At 66.0% G+C, this 18,141-nt stretch carries 11 protein-coding genes; 5 read left to right on the forward strand and 6 right to left on the reverse strand.

What is annotated here, in order from left to right; all coding sequences use genetic code 11:
- Nucleotides 1–7: 7 nt before the first annotated feature.
- The 3 genes from nirK to CSC71_RS01195 all read right to left on the reverse strand — a co-directional run bounded on the left by nirK (nt 8) and on the right by CSC71_RS01195 (nt 2,943).
- On the reverse strand, nt 8–1,078 hold the full coding sequence (gene nirK, locus CSC71_RS01185) for a copper-containing nitrite reductase (protein WP_162372515.1): 1,071 nt from the start codon (nt 1,076–1,078) through the stop codon (nt 8–10).
- Nucleotides 1,079–1,303: 225 nt separating this feature from the next.
- Nucleotides 1,304–1,705 (reverse strand): SirB2 family protein, encoded by a 402-nt coding sequence (locus tag CSC71_RS01190; protein ID WP_162372516.1) that lies wholly within the window; start codon nt 1,703–1,705, stop codon nt 1,304–1,306.
- Nucleotides 1,706–1,710: 5 nt separating this feature from the next.
- Nucleotides 1,711–2,943, reverse strand: a complete 1,233-nt coding sequence (locus CSC71_RS01195; protein WP_162372517.1) for an NnrS family protein — start codon at nt 2,941–2,943, stop codon at nt 1,711–1,713.
- Between the two features lie 210 nt (nt 2,944–3,153).
- Here CSC71_RS01195 and CSC71_RS01200 point away from each other — a divergent pair, with 210 nt between their 5' ends.
- The 3 genes from CSC71_RS01200 (at nt 3,154) to CSC71_RS01210 (ending at nt 9,417) form a co-directional block, all read left to right on the forward strand.
- Entirely contained in the window at nt 3,154–8,082 is a 4,929-nt protein-coding gene (locus tag CSC71_RS01200) for an RHS repeat-associated core domain-containing protein (RefSeq protein WP_162372518.1), read from the forward strand.
- Nucleotides 8,079–8,645: a hypothetical protein gene (locus CSC71_RS01205; RefSeq protein ID WP_162372519.1), complete on the forward strand. Its 567-nt coding sequence runs from the start codon at nt 8,079–8,081 to the stop codon at nt 8,643–8,645. The genes CSC71_RS01200 and CSC71_RS01205 overlap by 4 nt, the downstream gene beginning before the upstream one ends.
- Nucleotides 8,646–8,850: 205 nt before the next feature.
- Nucleotides 8,851–9,417, forward strand: a complete 567-nt coding sequence (locus CSC71_RS01210; RefSeq protein WP_246191913.1) for an REP-associated tyrosine transposase — start codon at nt 8,851–8,853, stop codon at nt 9,415–9,417.
- Between the two features lie 265 nt (nt 9,418–9,682).
- Here the strand turns inward: CSC71_RS01210 and CSC71_RS01215 are convergent, their stop codons facing one another.
- The 3 genes from CSC71_RS01215 to hemN form a co-directional block, all read right to left on the reverse strand.
- Complete coding sequence (locus tag CSC71_RS01215) at nt 9,683–11,956, reverse strand: nitric-oxide reductase large subunit (RefSeq protein ID WP_162372520.1); 2,274 nt, start codon at nt 11,954–11,956, stop codon at nt 9,683–9,685.
- Nucleotides 11,957–12,059: 103 nt separating this feature from the next.
- Entirely contained in the window at nt 12,060–12,815 is a 756-nt protein-coding gene (locus CSC71_RS01220; protein WP_162372521.1) for a helix-turn-helix domain-containing protein, read from the reverse strand.
- 19 nt (nt 12,816–12,834) lie between these two features.
- Nucleotides 12,835–14,235 carry an oxygen-independent coproporphyrinogen III oxidase gene (gene hemN / locus CSC71_RS01225; RefSeq protein WP_162372522.1) on the reverse strand — a complete coding sequence of 467 codons (1,401 nt, stop codon included), beginning with the start codon at nt 14,233–14,235 and terminating at the stop codon, nt 12,835–12,837.
- Between the two features lie 330 nt (nt 14,236–14,565).
- Between hemN and thrA the strand changes: the two genes are divergently transcribed.
- Both thrA and CSC71_RS01235 read left to right on the forward strand, forming a co-directional pair.
- A complete protein-coding gene (gene thrA / locus CSC71_RS01230) occupies nt 14,566–17,076 on the forward strand; it encodes a bifunctional aspartate kinase/homoserine dehydrogenase I (protein WP_246191914.1) in 2,511 nt (836 codons plus the stop codon).
- Nucleotides 17,073–18,008, forward strand: coding sequence for a homoserine kinase (locus tag CSC71_RS01235; RefSeq protein WP_162372524.1), 936 nt, complete (start codon nt 17,073–17,075; stop codon nt 18,006–18,008). The genes thrA and CSC71_RS01235 overlap by 4 nt, the downstream gene beginning before the upstream one ends.
- Nucleotides 18,009–18,141 lie beyond the last annotated feature (133 nt).

An 18,141-nucleotide genomic window follows, 5' to 3' on the forward strand; every position in this document is an offset into this window, starting at 1 on the left:
TGTTTCCTTACTTGCCGGCCTCGGCCTCGGCCTCGGCCTGCGGGTACTCGATGTCGTGCTGCTGGCCGCTGTAGATCTCCGGCTTCTTCTCGCCATCGACCTTGAGGATGCCCAGCGCGCCCTTGTGGAAGGCGCGGAAGATGCTGTGGTCGACCAGCACGAAGTTGCCGGGCACGTCGGCCTTGAACTCGACGATGGCCGAACCACCGGCCGGGATCAGCGTGGTCTGCACGTTCTCCTGGAACTTGGTGCCGCCTTCGGTGTAGACCTTGTCGAAGATCTCGCCGATGACGTGGAAGCTGGACACCAGGTTCGGGCCGCCATTGCCGACGAACATGCGGATCTTCTCGCCGGCCTTGGCCTGCAGCGCGTTGTCGCCGGTCAGCGCGCCGACCGAGCCGTTGAACACCACGTAATCCGGATGTTCGGCGATGCCCTTCTCGAGGCTGAACGGTTGCAGGCCCGGTTCGCCATTCGCGCCTTCGGTGTAGAAGTCGCCCTGCATGATGTAGAACTCCTTGTCCACCGGCGCCAGCCCTTCCTCGGGCTCGACCAGGATCATGCCGTACATGCCGTTGGCCACGTGCATGGCCACCGGGGCCATCGCGCAGTGATAAACGTACAGGCCCGGGTTCATCGCCTTGAACGTGAACTGCGTTTCGTGGCCGGGCAGGGTGAAGGTGGCCTCCGCGCCGCCGCCCTGGCCGGTGACGGCGTGCAGGTCGATGTTGTGCGACATGTGCGAGTCGTGGCGGTTCTTGAGCTTGAACTCGACCGTGTCGCCCTGGCGCACGCGGATGAAGCTGCCCGGCACCGAGCCGCCGAAGGTCCAGAAGTTGTAGGTGACGCCATCGGCCAGGCGCATGTCCTTCTCGATCATTTCCAGATCGACGACGACCTTGGCCGGAACCTTGCGCGTGATCGGCGGCGGCACCATTGGCGGTGCGGTCAGCACCGCCTGGATCGTCTCCAGCGGCGCGTCCGCGGCGGCCTTGGCGGCGATGGCCGGGCCGGCGAACGCGGCGGCGATGGCGCCGGCTAGGGCGCAGCGGAACAGCATGCGGTTCGGGCGTTTCATGGCGTTTTTCCTTGGCTTGTCGTGATGGAGACAAGCTAGGGCCGGCAGGCGCGACGGGCCTTGATTTGCATCAATCGCACGGTGCCGCGACGCGCATCGGGACGTGTTTCCGCAAGCGGCTTGACTTGCGTCAAGCGGCATCGCCGATGCGGGCGGCCGCGCGGTCGCGCCGCGCGATGCGCGGCGTGCGATGCGATCGGGAATCCGGCAGGCGGTTTGCGCGGATCAGGGCGCCAGGTACAGCAGCAGGCCCAGCGGATGGTGCATCCGGGCGATGCCGTAGACCTGCAGGAAGCACAGCAGCGCCGCGCCGGCCAGGATCGCGCGGGCGGCGGTCGTGCGCCGCGGGCGGAACGCGGCGATGCCCAGCACGACGTAGCAGGCGACGAAGCCGATCTTCACCAGCAGCCAGCCATTGGCGAACATGCCGGCGGGCAGGATGGTCAGCAGCATCAGCGCGGCGGTCAGCAGCACCGTATCGACGCTGTAGCTGAGGTAGCGCACGGCCGCCGCGCGCGGCCAGCGCATGCCGGCAAGCAGCGCCAGCGCGCGCAACGCGAAGAACGCGCCGCTGGAAAGCGCCGCGTACATGTGGACCAGCTTGATCCAGGGGTAGAACTCGATCATGCCTCTTATCCGGGGCGTCCGTCGGCGCGCGGGCTCAGGTAGATCCAGCCGATGCGCGCCACCCACGGCAGCAATGCTAGCAGCCAGCCGAACGCGGCCGCCACCTGCCAGCCCCAGGCGTCCGGCGCGATCTCCGCCACCACGCGCATCACCGCGACGGCCTGCAGCGCGAAGAAGGCGAACCACGCGGGCCTGGTCATCACCAGCGGGCGCCCAGAATGCCCCTGCGTCACCCGCGTGACCATCGCCACCAGCACGCTGCCGAAGAAGCCGATGAACATCGCGTGCATCGGCGCGCGGCCCAGCACGAAGGCATCGCTGGCCAGGTAGACCAGGCTCTGCGTCACGTACAGCGCGAAGGTGATCGGCAGCCATGCGCAGCCGATGAACAGCACCGCCAGCAATCCGGGCATCCTGCCGCGCGGCCACCAGCGCCACAGCGCGCATGCGGTCAGCGCCAGCAACGGCAGGTCGGCCAGCCACAACCACGCATAGGCGTGGGCGAGCTCCAGCGCCAGGTGCAGCAGCAATCCGGCCCACGCGGCCGCCAGCCACCACAACGGCCGCCACGGCCGGTAGCCGGGCACCACGTTGCCGGCGAAGAACGGGAACATGCGATGCGCCACGGTCAGGTAGATCGGCAGCAGCAGGCCGATGCCGCCCAGCTTGATGCTGGCGAAGGCCAGCCACGCGTTGCCGCCCAGCGCGAAGGCGACGAAGCACAGCAGGCCGACATAGCCCAGGCACAGCGCGGCGAAGCACGAGCGCGCATGCCAGGTAACACCGCGTTCGCGCAGCAGCAGGCGGCCCAACGTCGACAGGCCGGCGCTCCAGCCGGCCACCGACAGGATCAGGCCGACGGTGTAGCCGACCTCCCAGCCGGCGGTCGCCAGCAGCAGCGCCAGTTGCCCGCCCATCAGTCCGGCGCCGACCGGCGCATAGCGCCAGCGCGACAGGTCCGGCAGGCCCATCCAGCGCGGGAACACGGTCAGCAGGAAGCCGAACACGAAACTCGGCAGCACCAGGTACTGCATCAGGAAGGCGTGCAGCCAGCCGGCATAGACCGGCGTCTCCGGCATGGTCCAACCGCCGCGCAGCGACGCCAGCCACAGTGCCCACCACCCCATCGCCAGCAGCAGGTTGCCGGCGCCGATGAAGAACATCAGGCGATGCGGCGCCTGCAGCAGGTGCAAGGGGGAAAGTGGGGCGCGGCGTGTCGGCAGGGGTTCAATGTGCATGTGCCCAGTCTGGGCGACATGCGTGCAACGCGCCTTGACATGGGTCAGGTGGGGCTACTTTGGGAGGGCGTTCACGAAGTTTCCGGACACCGTTTCCGCCGTTTCGGATATGGGATCGCCCAAGCGGAAGTGTTTCGGGTACCGCCCGTGGCATCCTCAATGCGCGGGTGACCGATATTGGCGTTGCCGTACGCCGGATGGCTGGGCTATATGTCGCAGCTCGAACGCGGCATGAAGCCGAAGTCGGTGGAAAGGGGATATATGCGCAACATGGGGTGGATGCTGCTATTGACGGCATGGGCGGGCAGTTTGTTCGGTACGGATGTATTGGCGCAGTCGTCAGGTGATTCGCAGGCGGAAGCGGGCTCCCTGTCCGAGCCGCCCACAGATCAGGTCTCCCCGATGGCGGTAGGCGTAGGAGGTGGATCGGATCCGCAGACCGCCCTGATGACGGTGGTCGAGCCAAAACTGGAAGTCAGTCTGTCCCCTCTGGACGACAGCTACGACCCTGCTACCGGCACGGTCACCTTCTCGGCCACGGACATTTCGCTGCCAGGGAACTTCGCCATCCCGGTTGAGCTCAGCCGCTGGGTTCCGTCGGATGATTCCGATACCGGAGGGCCTGGCACCTGGAAGTGGAACATTCCGTTCATTCGCGGCAACTACCTGGATGTCAAGGATGGACACAGCGATACCGGCTGGGATTGGGGCTACAACACTTGGCGGCATGGCAAGAACTGCAGCGGCAGTGCGGACAGTGTCGTCAACAACAACGGCGACCTGATCGCGGCCGAAGCCTATTGGAATGGCAAGTTGCTGCATATCCCCGGCGTCACGTCGGAGACCTTCCTGGTCGCTACTGGCGGGCAGCAGGTCACCAAGTCGAATTTCAAGATCACAGGTTGCATCAACAACGCTTCCGGGCAAGAGGGCATCGTCGTCGCCGGGCCGGATGGCCTGACCTACACCTTCAACCAGATCAAGAGCTACTACAACAACAAGGCCGCGCTCAAGGATCCTATCGTCCGCACGCGCCTGTTGATGGTGACGAAGATCGAGGACCGCTTCGGCAATCACGTCGATTACAGCTATACCGATGGCAAGTTGATCCAGATCAGCGCTTCAGATGGTCGAGTCATCACCATTGCCTACAACGCATCTGGCGCAACGGCTTCCGCCAACGGCAGGACATGGACCTATGCCGACGATGTCGTCACATTGCCTGATGGGGTCGGTCAGTGGAAATACGAAGGATTGCCCGCCGTCGCGTTCAAGCCCAATGGCATTGGCAGCTACAGCCAGCAATTCCGGATAGCGACTGGCGAGCCAAATCTGATTCCGGGTTGCTCGGTCGCCACGGGCGATTACACCGTCAAGGTAACGAGCCCCGGCGGGCTGCTGACGACCTATCTCTTCCGGGACACCATTCATTACCGTGCCAACGTCGAGCCCTATCTCTACTACGATGTCTACGCGCAGGGTTACGTCATTTCCCGGTCGGTAAATTGCACGATCGCACGGTCGCTTGTCAGTAGAAGCATTTCGGGGCCAGGCATCACGGCGGCAACCTGGAACTACCAGTACTCCGGCAACCGCGGGACCTATACCGCTTCCAGCGGTCTCAACGACTTCCTGACTGGTCCCTTCGACCTGCCCGTGCCAGCCGTGGGCGGCTACCCGAGTCCGATCACGGCCGGCAATGCGGTCAACTACCGCAGCACAACCGTCAGCGGACCCGACAAGAAAATCGTGTTTTACATCGATCGCCAGTCGGACACGATCAGCGAGAACCGTACCATCGCCCAGGATGTACTCAATGCGGCGGGAAACCAACTGTTGCAGCGAACGGAATATACCTTTGCCCTGGGTAACTTGGTGGGACAGCATGGGCTTGACCAGCCGGTCAACGGTTATCAGCTCATGTACCGCATCAATCAGACGCAGATAACAGACAAGTACTACGTCAGTGGTGGTACGGACACCTACGTCACGACTTCCAGCAATTACGATGCCTACGGTTACCCCCTGAGCAGCCAGGAGTCAAACAGCTTCAGCAGCAACGTGCGCACGGTGGAGAAGACCTACCTCCACGACACGACCAACGGCCTGATTGGCCTGCCGTTGACCGAAAAAGTCAACGGCATCACTGCAGTGGAAAACCGCTACAACGCGCTGGGCCAGCGGGACTGGACTAAGGCTTTCGGCAAGCTGCAGCAGACTCTGACCTACGACGTCAGTTCCAGCGTGGCCAGCGGCCAGCGCGGCACGTTGAAGACGGTCAAAGACGGCAATAACAACGTCACCACTTACACCAACTGGAAGCGTGGCATCCCGCAAACCGCTGCCTTTGCCGATGGCAAGACGAAGTCGGTGACAGTCGACGGCAATGGCTGGATCGTATCGATCACCGACGAGAACGGCGCCGGATATACGACCAACTATGGCTATGACGCGATGGGCCGGCTGGCCAGCACCGCCTATCCGACCGGCGACACCACGGCCTGGAACACCACCACCCAAGTATTCGAGAAGGTAGCCAGTAGCGAGTACGGCATTGCCGCCGGGCACTGGCGGCAGACCATCAGCACCGGCAACGGCAAGAAGATCAGCTACTTCGATGCCCTGTGGCGTCCGCTGGTGGTGCGCGAGTACGACGCGGCCAACGTGGCCGGCACCCAGCGCTTCCAGCGCTTCACCTACGACCACGAGGGCCGGGTGACCTTTGCGGCGTACCCGGGCACGACCGATGCGCTAAGCACCGGCACCTGGACCGAATACGACGCGCTGGGCCGGGTCACGTCGGTGTCCCAGGACAGCGAGCAGGGTCTGCTGATCTCCACTACAGCCTATTTGGCTGGACTCAAGATCCGGGCGACAGCGCCCAATGGCAGCCAGACCACGACCACCTTCAAGGCTTACGGCCAACCGACGACCGATTGGCCGGTGCTGGTCGCGCACCCGGAAGGGGCCTATACCCACATCACCCGCGATGCGTTCGGCAAGCCGACCCGGATCCGGCGCAGCAACAGCAGTAGCCCGACCGGCGGCACGGTGGCGATCAACCGGGACTACGCCTACAACGCCAACCAGGAACTGTGCCGCGCGGTGGAGCCGGAGACCGGGGCCACGCTGATGGGCTACGACGGGGCGGGCAACCTGAAGTGGAGCGCGGCGGGGCTGGGCAGCACGCAGGCCTGCGAAACCGCCGGCACCTCGACCAACGTTGCCCCCCGCCGCGTGGACCGCACCTACGACGCCCGCAACCGGCTCAAGACCCTGGTGTTCCCGGACGGCAAGGGCAACCAGACCTGGACCTATACGGCAGACGGCTTGCCGAAGACGATCGCTACTTACAATGGCGCGAATAACACGCAGCAGGTCAATAACACCTACAACTACAACAAGCGCCGACTACTGACGTCCGAGGTGGTGGCGCAACCGAACTGGTACACGTGGACGGCCACCTACAGCTATAACGCGAACGGTCACCTGAGCAGCCAGTCCTATCCGGGCGGCGGCCTGTCAGTCAGCTACGCCCCCAACGCACTGGGCCAGCCGACCCAGGTGGGTACCTACGCCAGCGGGGTCAGCTACTACCCGAACGGGGCGATCAAGCAGTTCACCTACGGCAACGGCATCGTGCACACGATGACGCAGAACGCGCGGCAGCTGCCCAGCCGCAGCACGGACTGCACGACCACCGGCACCTGCAGTACGGCCAACAAGCGGCTGGACCTGAGCTACAGCTTCGACAAGAACGCCAACGTCGCCCAGATCGTCGACAACCTCGACGGCCGCCAGACCCGCGGCATGAGCTACGACGGCCTGGACCGGCTGATCCAGACCACCAGCAACATGTTCGGTACGGCCAGCTACAGCTACGACGTGCTGGACAACATCACCCGGGCGACGGTGGGGACCTCGCCGACGCTGGCGGCGCGGGACTGGTACTACTGCTACACCGGCAACCGGCTGAGCAACGTCAAGACCGGCAGTTGCGCCGGCGCGACGGTGGTCGGGCTGGAGTACGACGTGCAGGGCAACGTCGTGAACAAGAGCGGGCAGGTCTACAACTTCGACTACGGCAACCGGCTGCGCAGCGCGACCGGGGAAGCCTATCGCTATGACGGCTACGGGCGACGTGTGCTGAGTAATGCCAGCGCGGGCAACATCGTGTCGATGTACGGGCAGTCGGGGCAGTTGCTGTACACCAGTAACAACCGTACGGTGAAGCGGACGGAATATATCTACCTGGGCGGCAGTCTGGTGGCGCAACGCGAGCGACCGACGAGCAGTGAGACGGCGACGGTGAAGTACCAGCATACCGATGCGCTGGGCAGCCCGATCGCGACCACTGATGCCAACAAGGCGTTCATCGACAAGACGGAGTACGAGCCGTACGGGCGGCAGAGCAACCGGCCGGTGGTCGACGGGCCGGGCTACACGGGGCATGTGCAGGATGCGGCCACCGGGCTGACCTACATGCAACAGCGCTACATGGATCCGGCGCTGGGGGTGTTCCTCAGTGTTGATCCTGTGACGGCATACGACAATCCAATCGGTGCGTTTAACCGTTACTGGTACGCATCGAATAACCCGTACAAGTTCACCGATCCTGACGGGCGTGCTGCGCGAATTACGCGCGATGGCGGCACGATCCTCGTAGAGTTGCCGACCAAATTTACTGGAGATGGAGCATCCGCAGAAAACATAGCCGCAGTGACGAGCGGATTCGAGTCACAGAGTGGTGTCTATACGGTTGACGGCGTACCAACTCAGGTTGACTTTAAGGTCACGCAAATTACAAAAGACACACCAAAATCGCTGCAGAATGAAGTGAGGTTGGTGAACGGACCGACCGACAACCCGACGGGCTCAGGGGTTAGTTATGCAGATAAGGTTGGCGGCACCAAGGCTACTGTTGACGTGACTGATCGAGGATTTCAGTATGGATCTGGTCACCACGAAATGGATCATCTTGCAGGGGCTGAGGATGGCTATACGCGCGATGCGTCAGGCAAAAAAGTGCCCGATCCGAACCGTCCTGGCGATATCATGGCTCGGTTGCCCGGAAAGATGACGGATCGCGCTGTTGGTGAAATCGTAAAGCATCCGAATAACGAGCAGGTTGCCAAATGAACGCGAGCATCAGGAGCTTTATTATTTGCCTTTTTGCATTGGGGTATGGTGTAGCTGACCTTGCGGCAGCGACTGAAAATGAAATGCGAACAAGCTCTACGTCCAAATATCCTTGCGACGTGTTCAATTACAATTTCTGCTTCAGAAAGCCATACGGTACGTTCAGTGAACTTGGTTCCGGCCCAGACTTCGATATCTATCGGATCAGCGACGCTGACAGCAGGCAGTTGTTATGGTCGATATACGTTGGAACTACTCCGGAGCGCATGCGGGAAATAGCGAATATTTTCGATGCGAGATCGAGCGGAATTAAAGTTTCCATTGGCATGTATGCGGATACCGCTTCGGCTGGCGGTCTGGATCTCATGCTGGCGTACCCCAATGGGGTTTTTGTGCATATCTTCGGAGTGGAATCAGAACAGGGTAAGAGAGCTCTCATTGAGATGTTGCCTAGTTTTCGTCTCTGCAAGAAGAAAGGGATGACCAGTATCGCCTGCAAAACGTCTCCTATACTTGATGTAAAGACACAGAAGGCTCTACGTGATGCGATCGAGAAAGAGTAAGCGAAAACCGAAAACAGGACTAAAGGGGACGGAGACAATTAAACGAGCCTCGCTGTCTAAATTCAGGATGCGCTCTTAACGCGCGTAAGGCGGGTTAAAACCCGCCCTACCGTAACTGGGTAGGGCGGGTCATGACCCGCCTACTGCGGGAGGCGGGATCGCGAGGTGAAGAAAATGAGGTGCCTACAAAGGGCCGTAGGCTGGGATGAAGCGAAGCGCAATCCCAGCTATTCTCGCCGTGGTGCGAACCTATCTCCGCAACCGAACGCTAGGCGGGACATATTTCTTCACGGTCAACCTGGCCGAGCGCCAGGGCAACACCCTCCTGACGGACAATATCGATCTTCTGCGGGAAGCCTTCCGGAGAACGCTGGCGGAGTATCCGGTTGCCATGGACGCCATCGTCGTCCTGCCCGACCACCTGCACTGCCTGTGGCGCATGCCGGAAGGAGACGACAATTACGCCAGTCGCTGGCGATTGATCAAGGCGGGATTCTCGCGGGCCATGGCCAAGGGCGAGCGGCAATCGGCCAGCCGGTTGCGCAAGGGCGAACGCGGCATCTGGCAGCGCCGGTATTGGGAGCACTTGATCCGGGATGAGACGGATTACGCGCGGCACGTGGATTACATCCATTACAACCCGGTCAAGCACGGCTACGTGGCGCAGGCGAGGGATTGGCCTTATTCGACATTTCCTCGCTGGGTGGAACGGGGCGTCTACACCGAAGGTTGGGGTGTGGGCAACGATGTGCGTGATATGAACTGGGAGTGATGTTGTCGTTGTTGTGTGGAGGCGCTGGGATTACGCTTCGCTTCATCCCAGCCTACGGCCCTGCTACGACTGTACAAGTTGAGTAATTACCCGACACCCGGGCGCCGGCGGCCGGCTCCTTGACCTGCGTCAGGCGAAGGCGACCGCGCACGCAAGGTGCGCCAGATTCGCGTCGCTTGGCGCGCTCCGAAAAAAAGAGCCGCTTGCGCGGCTCTTTTCCCATTGCGGAAACCGCCACCTGCTGGCGGGCGGCGGCAGCGACGGATCAGTTCTCGCCGACGGGGAGGGCGGCCACCGCCGCCTTGCGCGGCGCCACCCACAGGCGGAACACGAACCACGCCAGTGCGACGGCACCGACGCTGAACAGCGTGTCGGCCGGAACGCGCATCCACACCAGCAGGTCGATCAGCGGCTGCTGCATGAACTCGGCCGAGCGGGCGTACCAGTAGCCGTGCTTGATCGCGGCGTTGAGCTGCAGGATGCCCAGCGGCAGCAGGGTGAACGCGGCCATGCCGGACAGGCCGATGTTCAGCGCCCAGAACGCGGTGCCCAGCAGCTTGTCGCTCCACTGCAGGTCGGGCTTCAGGCCGCGCAGGCAGAACAGCATCAGGCCGATGCCGAGCATGCCGTACACGCCGAACAGCGCGGTGTGGCCGTGGGTCGCGGTCAGGTTCAGGCCCTGCATGTAGTACAGCGACAGCGGCGGGTTGACCAGGAAGCCGAACAGGCCGGCGCCCACGAGGTTCCAGAACGACACCGCCAGGAAGAACATGATCGGCCACTTGTACCTGGCCATCCACGGCGTGGCCTTGCCCAGCTTGTAGTTGTGGTAGGCCTCGAAGCCGACGTAGGCCAGCGGCACCACTTCCAGCGCCGAGAAGCTCGCGCCCAGGGCGACCACCGCCGTCGGCGTACCGGCGAAGTACAGGTGGTGCAGGGTGCCCAGCACGCCGCCGGCCATGAACACGATGGTGGCGAACAGCACGGCGACGGTGGCGCTGCGCACCTGCAGCAGGCCCAGGCGGGTGAACAGGAAGGCGATGACCGCCACCGCGAACACCTCGAAGAAGCCTTCGACCCACAGGTGCACGACCCACCAGCGCCAGTACTCGACCATCGACAGGTGGCTGTGCTCGCCCCACATCAGGCCGGCCGCGTAGAACAGGCCGATCGCGACCACCGACAGGAACAGCAGGCTGACGATCGACTTGGATTCGCCGCCGTTGCGGATCGCCGGCCACAGCGCGCGGCCGACCAGGGTCAGCCACAAGACCAGGCCGACGAACAGGAACCACTGCCAGAAGCGGCCCAGGTCGACGTATTCCCAGCCCTGGTGGCCGAACCAGAAGTTGTTGGCCAGGCCCAGCTTCTGCATCACCGCGAACCACTGCCCGGCGAAGGAGCCGACCACGATGATCACCAGGCAGGCCAGCAGGAAGTTGACGCCCAGGCGCTGGAATTTCGGTTCATGCCCGGAGATCGCCGGGGCGATGTACAGGCCCATGCCGAGCCACGCAGTGGCGATCCACAGCACCGCCAGCTGGGTGTGCCAGGTACGGGTCAGCGAATACGGCAGGATGTCGGACAGGGCGAAACCGTAGGCTTGCTGGCCCTCGACCTGGTAGTGCGCGGTGGTCGCGCCGAGCAGGATCTGCACCAGGAACAGCGCGATCACCACCCAGAAGTACTTGGCGGTGGCGCGCATCGACGGGGTGACCTTGATCGTGGCCAGCGGGTCGCTCTTGGGCAGCACCGGTACCATCTCGTCGCCGTGGCTGACCGCGTAATGCCAGCCGAGCAGGCCGATGCCGGCGATCAGGAACAGCACGCTGAACACCGACCAGATGAACAGGTTCGACGGCGGGGTGTTGCCGACCAGCTCGTCGTGCGGCCAGTTCGCGGTGTAGGTGATCGACTTGCCGGGACGTTCGGTCACCGACGACCAGGCCGCCCACCAGTAGAACGCGGTCAGTTGCCGGCGATGTTCGGCGTCGGGCACGGTGTCGTTGCGCATGGCGTAGGCCTCGCGCAACTCCGCGGTGGCCGGGTCGTTGCCGAACACGCTTTCGTAGTGCGCGGCGACGGTCTGGATCGCGGCGGCGCGGTCGGCGTCGATGCGGATCGTGCCGGTGGCGGCGTCATACGTGTTCGGGCGCAGCAGTTCCTGCACGCGTTGCGCGTAGGCGGCCTGGGTCGGCGCGTCGAGCTGTTTGTAGCTGTCGACGCCATGCTCGCGCTTGGCCCAGATGTCGAGGATGGCCTCGGCCTCGCGGTGCAGCCAGTCCGCGCCCCAGTCCGGCGCGACGTAGCCGCCGTGGCCCCAGATCGAGCCCAACTGCTGGCCGCCGATCGACTGCCAGACCTGGCGGCCGGTTTCGATGTCGTCGCGGGTGTAGACGACCTTGCCGTCTCCGGTCACGACCTGCGTGGGCAAGGGCGGCGCCTGGCGATGCACTTCGCCGCCGACCCAGAGCAGGGCGGCGAACGACGCGATGAGCAGGGCTGCCAGCCCCGCCCACAGTTTGCGTGTTGAATTCATGATGCGGCTCCTGAGGAAAACCGCCGCATCATCGGCGCCCCCGTCCCCGGGCTCCATGACGTAGGTCAAGCCGGCACCGATCCGCGCGGCGCCGCGGGGGGCGTCACTCGCGCAGCACGGCCAGCGCCAGCGCCTCCAGGCGCGGCAGGTCGACGATCTCGACGTCGCGCTGCTTGATGTGCAGCAGGCCGTCCTGTTCGAAGCGGCGCAGCACGCGACTGACCGTTTCCGGCGCCTGCCGCAGGTAGTTGGCGATGTCGGTGCGCGACATGGTCAGCTGGAAGCGCCGCGGCGAGAAGCCGCGCGCGGCCAGTCGCCGCGACAGGCCGATCAGGAACGCGGCCATGCGTTCGTCGGCAGTGTTGTCGCGCGCGAACAGCGAGGCCACGCCGATGTCGTGGCTCATCAGCCGGAACAGGTGCCGTTGCAGGTTGGGCAGGCGCGTGGCCAGCAGCGCGATCTTCGGGAACGAGAACCGGCACAGCATCACCGTGTCCAGGGCCACGGCGTTGCAGGGGTAGCGATCGTCGTGGATCGCGTTCAGGCCGATCACCTCGCCCGGCAGGTGGAAGCCGAGCACCTGCTCGTGGCCGTTGCGGTCGATCTGGTAGGTCTTGACCGTGCCGGCGCGCACCGCGGCGATCGCGCTGAACGGATCGCCTTCGCGGAACACGTGCTCGCCGGGATGCAGCGGCCCCACGTGCTCGACCAGCACGTGCAGGTCCATCAGCGCGGACTTGTCCATGCCCTCGGACAGGCAGGCCTGCGAGAACGCGCAGGTCGAGCAGAATCGCAGTTCGTCGCCGTCGTCGGCCGCCACGCCCGGGTTCGGGCGCGGGAAGATCACCCGCGCGGACATTCCATTCCCCCCTGCGGGCTCAGACGGTGCGCGAGAAGCGTGGTGTTTCCTGCGCGGCGGCGGTGGACAGGTAGCGGTCGAAGCACATGGCGATGATACGCAACAACAGGCGGCCCCGCGAGGTCGCGCGCAGGCCGCGCGCGTCCAGTTCGACCAGTCCGTCGGCCCGCAGCGGCGCCATGCGCGCCAGCGCGTCGCGGAAGTAGTCGGCGAAATCGATCACGTGGCGGCGGCCGATGGCATCGAATTCCAGCTGGCCGTGGCACATCAGCGACTGGATCACGTCGGCGCGGATCAGGTCGTCCTCGTCCAGGCGCATGCCGCGCCACACCGGCAGCCGACCCTGGTCGATGGCCTGTTCCCAGCCCTCGATGTCGCGCGGGTTCTGGCTGAAGCTGGGGCCGATATGGCTGATCGCGCTGACGCCCAGCCCGATCAGGTCGCTTTCCGCGTGCGTGGTGTAGCCCATGAAATTGCGGTGCAGGTCGCCGGAGCGCTGCGCCCGGGCCAGTTCGTCGTCCGGCAGCGCGAAGTGGTCCATGCCGACGTAGACGTAGCCCGCCTCGCCCAGTTTCTCGATCGCGCGCTGCAGCAGGCCCAGCTTGAGTTCCGGCGCGGGCAGGTCGGCGGCGTCGATCTGCCGTTGCCCGCGGAACAGCGACGGCAGGTGCGCGTAGCCGTACACGGCCAGCCGGTCGGGGCGCGCCCGCAGGACGGTGTCCAGCGTGCGCGAGAAACCCTCCAGGCTCTGCTTCGGCAGGCCGTAGATCAGGTCGACGTTGACCGATTTCATGCCGTGGCGGCGGCAGGCGTCGATGACCGCCATCGTCTGCTCGACGCCCTGCACGCGGTTGACCGCGCGCTGCACTTCCGGATCGAAGTCCTGCACGCCGAGGCTGGCGCGGTTGAGGCCCGCGGCGGCCAGTTCGCCGATCTCGTCGGGGGTGACGAAGCGCGGATCCAGCTCGATCGAGCAATCCAGCCGGTCGCCGCGCGCGAACGAGAAATGCCGGCGCAGCACGTCCAGCGCCTCGGCGATCTGCGCCGTGGTCAGGAAGTTCGGCGTGCCGCCGCCGAAATGCACCTGTTCGACGTCGCGGTCGCGGTCGAACAGCGACGCCACCAGCGCCGCCTCGCGGTACAGCCGGGTCAGGTAGGGTTCGCTGCGCGACTTGTCGCGGGTGATGATGCGGTTGCAGCCGCAGTAGAAGCAGGGGCTGGTGCAGAACGGGATGTGCAGGTACAGCGACAGCGGCCGCGGGATCGGGTCGCCGTTGCTCAGCGCCGCCATCTCGCGCAGGTCGCCTTCGCCGAAGTCGGGCGAAAACTGCGGCGCGGTGGGGTAGGAGGTATAGCGCGGCCCCGGCACGTCGTAGCGCCGGAGCAGCTCGGGGTCGAAAAGGGCGGAGGGACTGGCCATGCTGCACAGGCTAGGCCTCCGCGCCGGGCCTGTCCTTGATATGGGTCAATCGGGGCGGAGATGCCATTGCCGGCATTGGCCCGCCCCGGCCCTGGCCCGGCGTCCGTTACATCTGCAACCCTCGCTTGCGGCCGCCGGGGGCGGCATGGCATCTTGCGGCGCATGCGTACGGCGTTCGCCACCATTACGACCATTACCGGTACCGGTACCAGCCCGGTGCGGTCGGTCGTGTACGCGTAACTCTCCCCTACACGCCCCCGCACCCGGATCAGGATGCGGGGGAACCCACAGCCTGATGCGCGCGGGGCCCTGACCCAGGCCCGCTCCGCCATGTCCGCACAACCCAGTCCACAACCGGCAGCATCCGAAGCCGAACCGCAGCCGCTGCGCACCGTCGTGCACAAGTTCGGCGGCACCTCCGTCGCCGACGCCGAACGCTTCCGCCACGTCGCGCAACTGCTGCTTGCGCGCGACGAACGCGAGCAGATCACCGTGGTCTCGGCGATGAAGGGCGTCACCGACGCGCTGATCGACCTGTGCAACCGGGCCGCCGGCGGCGACGCCGAGTGGCGCGACCGCTGGCACGGGCTGCGCGCGCGCCACCGCGGTGCGGCGGTGGCGCTGCTCGGCGAGGCGTCCGGGCAGGTGCTCGAATGGCTGGACGAGCGCTTCGACAAGCTCAAGGCGATCCTCGACGCGCTGGGGGTGATCGGCGGCCTGCCGCACGACGTGCTGGAGCGCGTGCAGGGCCTGGGCGAGGTCTGCTCGGCGCGGCTGCTCGGCGAGTACCTGAGGGCGAAGGGGGAAGACACCGCGGTGCTCGATGCGCGCGACGTGCTGGTGGTCGAGCGCAGCGACCTGGGCGTGGTCGTCGACTGGGAAACCAGCGCGGCGAAGCTCGCCGGCTGGCGCGCGCAGAACCCGCAGCCGCGCGTCGTCGTGACCGGTTTCGTCGCCCGCGACAGGCAGGGTCGCTTCGCCACGCTCGGCCGCAACGGCAGCGACTACAGCGGGGCGATCTTCGCCGCGCTGTTCAACGCCGCCGAACTGCACATCTGGACCGACGTCGACGGCGTGCTCTCGGCCGACCCGCGGGTGGTGCCTGAAGCGGTGCAGCTGGGCGCGCTGAGCTACGACGAGGCCTGCGAACTCGCCTATTTCGGCGCCAAGGTGGTGCATCCGCAGACGATGGCGCCGGCGATCGAGCGCGGCTTGCCGATCATCATCCGCAACACCTTCCAGCCCGAACACCCAGGCACCCGCATCACCGCCGAACGCGGCCCTTCCGGCCCGGTGAAGGGCCTGACGCTGAGCCCCGACCTGGCCGTGGTCAACCTGGAGGGCACCGGCCTGATCGGCGTGCCCGGCACCGCCGAGCGCGTGTTCGCCGCGCTGCGCGATGCGCGCGTGTCGGTGGTGATGATCTCGCAGGGCTCGTCCGAGCATTCGATCTGCTGCGTGGTGAAGAGCGGCGAAGCGAAGCAGGCGCAGGCGGCGCTGCTCGGCGCGTTCGCCCACGAGCTGCACATCGGCCAGATCCAGCGCGTGCAGCTGCGCGACGGGGTCAGCGTGCTGGCCGCGGTCGGCGACGGCATGGCCGGCACGCCGGGCGTGGCGGCGCGGTTGTTCGAATCGCTGGGCCGCGCGCAGGTGAACATCCTCGCCATTGCGCAGGGCTCGTCGGAACGCAACATCTCCGTCGCCATCGACAGCGGCGACGCGGCCAAGGCGCTGCGCGCCGCGCACGCCGGCTTCTGGCTGTCGCCGCAGACCTTCGCGGTCGCGGTGATCGGCCCCGGCAACGTCGGCGCGACCCTGCTCGACCAGCTGCGCGCCGCGCAGCCGCAACTGCTGGGCAAGGCCAACCTCGACCTGCGCCTGTGCGCGATCGCATCGAGCAGGAGGATGCTGCTCGACGACCGCGGCCTGACCGGCGACTGGCGCGCCGCATTCGCCGCGGCCGGCCAGCCGAGCGACCTCGACCGCATCGCCGGGCACCTGGAGGGAACCCACCTGCCGCACCTGGCCATCGTCGACTGCAGCGCCAGCCCCGAGGTCGCCGCGCGCTACCCCGGCTGGCTGGCCGCCGGCATCCACGTGGTCACGCCGAACAAGCAGGCCGGCGCCGGCGCGCTGGCGCAGTACGCCGCGATCCGCGACGCCGCCGCGGCCAGCGGTGCGCGCTTCCGCTACGAGGCCACGGTCGGCGCCGGCCTGCCGGTGATCTCGACGCTGCGCGACCTGCTCGACACCGGCGACGAACTGCTGTCGATCGAAGGCATCTTCTCCGGCACGCTGGCCTGGCTGTTCAACCGCTTCGACGGCAGCGTGCCGTTCTCGCAACTGGTCGGCGAGGCGCGTTCGCTGGGCTACACCGAACCGGATCCGCGCGACGACCTGTCCGGCGTCGACGTGGCGCGCAAGCTGACCATCCTCGCCCGCGAGGCCGGACGCGATCTGTCGCTGGAAGACGTGCGGGTCGAAAGCCTGGTGCCGGAGTCGCTGCGCGGCGGCGGCGTCGACGGTTTCATGGCCAGGCTGCCCGAAATCGACGCGGCGTTCGCGGACCGGCTGGCGCAGGCGAAGGCCGGCGGCAAGGTGCTGCGCTACGTCGCGAAACTCGATGCCGCTGGAAAAGCCAGCGTCGGTCTGGTCGAATTGCCGGCGGACCACGCCTTCGCCCACCTGCGCCTGACCGACAACATCGTGCAGTTCACCACCCGCCGCTACAACGAGAATCCGTTGATCGTGCAAGGCCCCGGCGCGGGCCCCGAAGTCACCGCCGCCGGCGTGTTCGCCGACCTGCTGCGCGTTGCGGCGGGGCAGGGAGCGAAGCTGTGAGCCCGGTTTCCGGGCGGGATTCCGCCACGGCCTTCGCGCCCGCTTCGGTCGGCAACGTCGGCATCGGCTTCGACATCCTGGGCCACGTCATCGAAGGCGTTGGCGATACGGTGTCGGTGCGCCGCATCGACGAACCGGCCGTGCGCATCGCGGCGATCCGCGGGACCACGGTCGACCTACCGCTGGACGCGCCGTCGAACACGGCCGGCGCCGCGCTGATCGCGATGCGCGATGCGCTGCGCCTGCCGTTCGGCTTCGAAGTCGAAATCGACAAGGGCATTCCGCTCGGCTCGGGCATGGGCGGCTCCGCCGCTTCCTGCGTTGCCGCGCTGGTGGCCGCGAACGAACTGCTCGACGCCCCGTTGTCGCGCCAACGGTTGTATCCGTTCGCGCTGGTCGGCGAGGCGGTCGCCAGCGGCGGCCGCCACGGCGACAACCTCGGGCCGATGCTGCTCGGCGGCCTCGTGCTCGCCACCGCCGACAGGCTGGCGAGGATTCCGGTTCCCGCCGCCTGGCACAGCGTGCTGGTGCATCCGGACGCGGTGCTGGAAACCCGCCGCGCACGCGCCGCGCTGCAGGGCAGCTACGAACTGAAGGAATTCGTCGCGCAGAGCGCGAACCTCGCCCTCGTCCTCGCCGGCTGCCACGCCGGCGACGCGTCGCTGGTGCGCGCCGGCCTGCAGGACGTGCTGGTCGAACCGCGCCGCGCGCCGCTGATCGCCGGCTTCGACGCGGCGAAACGGGCCGCGCTCGACGCCGGCGCGATGGGCGCGAGCATTTCCGGCGCGGGACCGAGCGTGTTCGGCTGGTTCGAGACGCAGGCGGAAGCCGAAGCGGCGGCACCGAAGATCCAGGCGGCCTTCGCCGCCGCCGGCTTCGGCAGCCAGGCGTGGGTGTCGCCGGTCGACAGTCCGGGGGCGCGGGTGATCTAACCCTTCTCCCCCCGGGAGAAGGTGGCGCGAAGCGCCGGATGAGGGTTCGGCGAAGCGAGGAAGGCGGACTTCGGGAACGCTGCAACGTTCGCCGACGTGCGGGCCACCATCGCTACGCCGAACCCTCACCCCA

This window comes from Pseudoxanthomonas sangjuensis (assembly GCF_010211755.1).
Classification (GTDB): domain Bacteria; phylum Pseudomonadota; class Gammaproteobacteria; order Xanthomonadales; family Xanthomonadaceae; genus Pseudoxanthomonas_A; species Pseudoxanthomonas_A sangjuensis.